Genomic DNA, 4,325 nt, shown 5'->3' on the forward strand with positions numbered 1-4,325 from the left:
TTATGAGTTATTACCAGAAACATCAGAGACTTTTTTATATCTTGCCATGATCCGCATTATGGTAAGGCGATTGGCATAATCTTTGACCTCTGAAAACTTTTCAAACATCCTCTTAGCCAGCGAGATTTTTAATGAGGAAATATGCAGCCTACTCAAAAATAAAATTAAAAGCAGTGTATATCATCTTGATGATTTGGGAATCAAGTTTGATTACTCTGGTGAGGTGACTCTACTCGACTCTGAAGAAATTTTAGAAAAAATTTCTACCATCCAAGATCAGGTAGTTAAAGCTTCATTGTCTACAAAAAATGAAGAACGTAAACAATCTCTGCAATTGTTTGCTAATAATCTTTCGAGAGTATTTTATGGATTTGAACCCGACTTTTTTCAACAAAATGTCTCTAGAATAGTTGATGATGTGATTAGTCAATTCCATGCTTCTTTAGAAATTTGGCCAACTCTAGTTGAAGTTTGTTACTTACACAAAGATAAAAAAGATCTGCCACAGGTCAGAGTCAAAAATAAGAAAATTAAGTCAAAAAACGGATTTAAGGCTGGTGAAATAGTGGCATAACTCTCTATAAAAATTGGTAATTCAGCTTAATTAGTTATACATAGCTGACCTTAATCACGAAAATTACAGCGTGATATTGTAAGCGGTGTGAGTATCCTTTAATTGCAAATAACTAGAGTTTAACAAGCTGAATTACCAATAAATCCAATTTTTATCATCATTACATTCAGTTTGTAGCAATGCCTAAGAAAAACGAAACTCCCTTTCTTCTATTATCTCTGCTAATTACAGTTGTTTTCCTCGGTGGTATGAGTTGGTGGATCTTTAAAAGTTATGATTTGAGCAATTTAAGTAACTCAATCTCTATACCTAGTAATTCTACTTCGCCATCTGAATCTAAATTGAAAAAATAGTAGTTTCAATAAAGATTTATCATCTTTGTTTTCCGTTTTTATTCGAGGATTAGATTACACTATCCTTCACCAAGACTGACAACAGCATAATTGGCAGCAGACAAATGAATATAATTGGTAGAACACCGCAGGCATCGCAGTACCACAGGATCAATCGCCTATCTCATCTCTAAACCTTCACTGTTCAATAGCTTTAAAATATGTAGTGCCTATCCCGCATAGCTTAGAGCTTTTCTTAGTGCCATTCGGGTAAAGGTTAAAGGGGAAGGTTTTTTCTTATTCCTTTCACCCTTCCCTTTTCCCGCAAGAGTGCACAAGTCACTTTTGCAAAGGTTTAATAAATTGGTTCATTGGTTTATCCTCCAGTAAAGCCTTAAAAACTACGACCACGAGATAAATTCTTGAATCTGGTAAACTGATGGTCAAACAAAAGCTTGACTGTACCAGTGGGGCCATTGCGTTGCTTGCGAACAACTAACTCAGCAATGCCACGATCTGGGGTATCGGGGTTGTACATTTCTTCGCGGTAAAGCATGATCACAACATCACTGTCTTGCTCAACAGCACCACTGTCTTTTAAATCACTTAGTACAGGGCGTTTATCGTTACGGTGTTCAACTTCGCGGTTGAGTTGGGACAAAGCCAGTACAGGCACATCCAAATCTTTAGCTAATCTTTTTAATCCCCGGCTGATTTCACCGACTCGTTGAGCCATATTCACCCGTGAATCAGTATCAAGAGCCATCAGTTGTAAGTAGTCAATGATCACAAGCCCAACACCATCGTAATGGGATGAAATTCGGCGGACTTGGCTACGGATTTCATTAAGAGAAGGGCAAGATTCGTCGTTGATGAAAATCTGTTGTTCGCTTAACTGCGCGATCGCCACGCTCAAGGGTTGCCACTGGCTGTCAGAGACATTCCCAGTTTCCAAAAAGTTATTTTCAATGCCAGATTCGCTGCTCAAGAATCGCTGTACGTACTCATCAGTAGACATTTCCAAGCTGAAAACGCAGATAGGCATTTTCCCAGTTTTGGCAACATTGAGAGCGAGATTACCAGCCAAAGCGGATTTCCCAACAGAAGGACGAGCAGCCAGTACATACAACCGTCCTTTGCGAAAACCACCGCCAAGTATACTGTCCAGGTCATAAAATCCACTCTTCCTTGCTGGTGAGCCTGTACCAGCATGACGCGCTTCAATTTCGGTAAAAGTGTCGGCTAGGGCATGAGAAATATGAACCAAGTCAGAGGCAGAATGCTCAGACTTAATGCAGTAGACTTTTTGTTCGGCTTCGTCGAGAATTACAGGTAAATCGGTTTCGGTGGCATAGCCAAGTTGAACAATCTCAGTGCCAGCAAGGATTAACTGCCGCCTTTGGTATTTTTCCATTACCAAGTCAGCTAAAACATCGATGTTCACAGCTGACACAGTACAGTCAACCAGACTGGCCAGTTTATTGCGTCCACCGATACGGAACAATAAACCATTATCAGACAACCAGTTGGTGATACAAAGCAAATCCGTTGGTAATCCCTGGCTGTACAGCCGTAGGGCTGCTTGATAAATGTCTTTGTGGGCATTGATGTAAAAAGCGTCTGTCACCAAGCGATCACTGATTCGGCTCATGGCACTTGGATCGAGCATGATGCCACCGAGTATCACTTCTTCAGCCTCAATGCTTTGAGGAGGTAAGCGGTCTTGTTGGGATGTGAAGTTTGATTTGTCTTGTGTCATAAATCCTCAAACAGAAGTTGGAATTCGGAAGTCGGAGGTCGGAAGTTAAAGAGAAGTCAGAATTCGGAAGTTAAGAAACAAGAGCAGGAGTAGCTTGGGAAAAAGCCAGAATTTGGAAAAAATACTTCCGACTTCCGACTTACTACTTCCGACTTCAACTCATGCAGCTTGCGGATGTAAGTAGGCATACATGGAGGGATGTGTCAGCTTTAACCAATCCAACCATTTGAGCGTTGCGCCTACGTCTTCTCGGTCATAACGGCTGCTGAAAGAAGCGATCGCTTTGTCCTTGCCAACTTCATCCATGCGGTCTAGAAGTTCACTGAAGGTCGCTTTATGCCAATCAAGAGAACGGTTTGAGTAGTAACCGATGGGTTGGTCATTGGCTTTTGATTGTTCAGTTTGTGGCGTAGATGATTCAAGAACTTTTGACCAATAAACCAGCAGTTCTTCTAAACCAGCTTTACTCACCTCCAAATTGCTGATTGATTTGATCACAGTGGGGACTTTTTGCTGCCAATTAACCTTGTCCCACTCGGCTCTCTCCTTGGCGATTAACTCTACTAAACGGCGATCGCAGGTTTGGTAAATCTTGTCTCTGCAAGAAGTGCGCCAAGGGAAACGCCAACATCGGAGTTTGATTTCATTTCTGTAAACTGCGGGTAAAGGCTCAGATGCCAAGATGCCGGGGTCAAGCAAGATGTGATTGAGCAAATCATCAATCGACTGAAATCTTGGTTTGCTTGGTTTCTTGTTCGCTTGTTCGTTTTTATCGAACAACCCCGCCGCAATAGTTGGTCTACATGAGGGAATGTCTGTTTGATGCAAAGTCTCGGATTGATTTGACAACGAAGTGAGAGATTCGGGAATTGGTTCTTCCTGGTTTGATTGTGAAGACGAAGATTCGGGAATTGGTTCTTCTTCCTGATTTGGTTGTAAATCCAAGTTAGTTTCTTCACACACACACTCGCTTTTTGGGGGTACTGCACTTAGTGTGAATTCCTTAGATGGGATTACCTTAATGGGAATACCTTTGTGGGTCAAATTTGACCCCACCCCCCGTGCAATTTTGACTGGGGTTAATTTTGACTGGGGTTTCTTTTGTTATCTTGATTTGTGAACGAAGTAATTGAATTTGGTCAGGAGAAACCCACAAAGAAGGTGGAGTGGGAGTATAAATGTTAGTAGTTCCAATACGTTGTTGTATTTCAATCATTCCGGCGGTTAGTAAAAGCTTGATGGCATTTTTGGCAGTTTTGAGAGCGATGTAACAATGTTTAGCCATCTTCGGAATAGACTCAAAACAACCGCTTACACCTGCTCTTCTTTGGATATGTGCGTACAGCCTAAATTCTGATGATTCAAGTGGATAATCATCAAAAAAACCGGGAATGAAGACTTCAAAAGCTGTCCGATTATTAAGCTGATTTTCTGCTAAACTCATAGATATATTTTCCCTGATTACTTAGTTTTCTTCTGCCTTGATTTGCGCCAAAATATCGAGGGTTTTGCTTTTAAAGAGAAGTGAAAATTGTTCATTCTCTAAGAGGATGTTTTAAAAGTAGGGTAATGTTGTAAGAAAGCTCACAAAGCTTATGCTGAGATTTGTAGAAACCAGCACCTTGTGAGCAAATGACTAAAGCATACCGTAGCAATTTGA

At 40.8% G+C, this 4,325-nt stretch carries 4 protein-coding genes; 1 reads left to right on the forward strand and 3 read right to left on the reverse strand.

The window, feature by feature from the left end; genetic code table 11:
- Nucleotides 1-82 precede the first annotated feature (82 nt).
- Nucleotides 83-574, forward strand: coding sequence for a hypothetical protein (locus H6G97_RS46455; protein WP_242056094.1), 492 nt, complete (start codon nucleotides 83-85; stop codon nucleotides 572-574).
- Nucleotides 575-1,300: 726 nt separating this feature from the next.
- Here H6G97_RS46455 and dnaB read toward each other — a convergent pair.
- From dnaB to H6G97_RS46470, 3 genes are all read right to left on the reverse strand, one after another.
- Nucleotides 1,301-2,665 (reverse strand): replicative DNA helicase, encoded by a 1,365-nt coding sequence (gene dnaB / locus H6G97_RS46460; protein WP_190947153.1) that lies wholly within the window; start codon nucleotides 2,663-2,665, stop codon nucleotides 1,301-1,303.
- 159 nt (nucleotides 2,666-2,824) lie between these two features.
- The gene (locus H6G97_RS46465) at nucleotides 2,825-3,709 is read right to left on the reverse strand and encodes a hypothetical protein (RefSeq protein WP_190947154.1); all 885 of its coding nucleotides are present in this window, start codon (nucleotides 3,707-3,709) and stop codon (nucleotides 2,825-2,827) included.
- Nucleotides 3,684-4,109 carry a helix-turn-helix domain-containing protein gene (locus H6G97_RS46470; protein ID WP_190947155.1) on the reverse strand — a complete coding sequence of 142 codons (426 nt, stop codon included), beginning with the start codon at nucleotides 4,107-4,109 and terminating at the stop codon, nucleotides 3,684-3,686. Before H6G97_RS46470 ends, H6G97_RS46465 begins: the two co-directional genes overlap by 26 nt.
- Nucleotides 4,110-4,325 lie beyond the last annotated feature (216 nt).

The organism is Nostoc flagelliforme FACHB-838, from assembly GCF_014698065.1.
In the GTDB taxonomy this organism is placed as follows: Bacteria; Cyanobacteriota; Cyanobacteriia; order Cyanobacteriales; family Nostocaceae; genus Nostoc; species Nostoc flagelliforme_B.

What these genes read in the sequence shown, in the direction of transcription:
- dnaB (WP_190947153.1), bottom strand. Translation starts at nt 2,665, where the DNA reads ATGACACAAGACAAATCAAACTTCACATCCCAACAAGACCGCTTACCT.
- H6G97_RS46470 (WP_190947155.1), bottom strand. Translation starts at nt 4,109, where the DNA reads ATGAGTTTAGCAGAAAATCAGCTTAATAATCGGACAGCTTTTGAAGTC.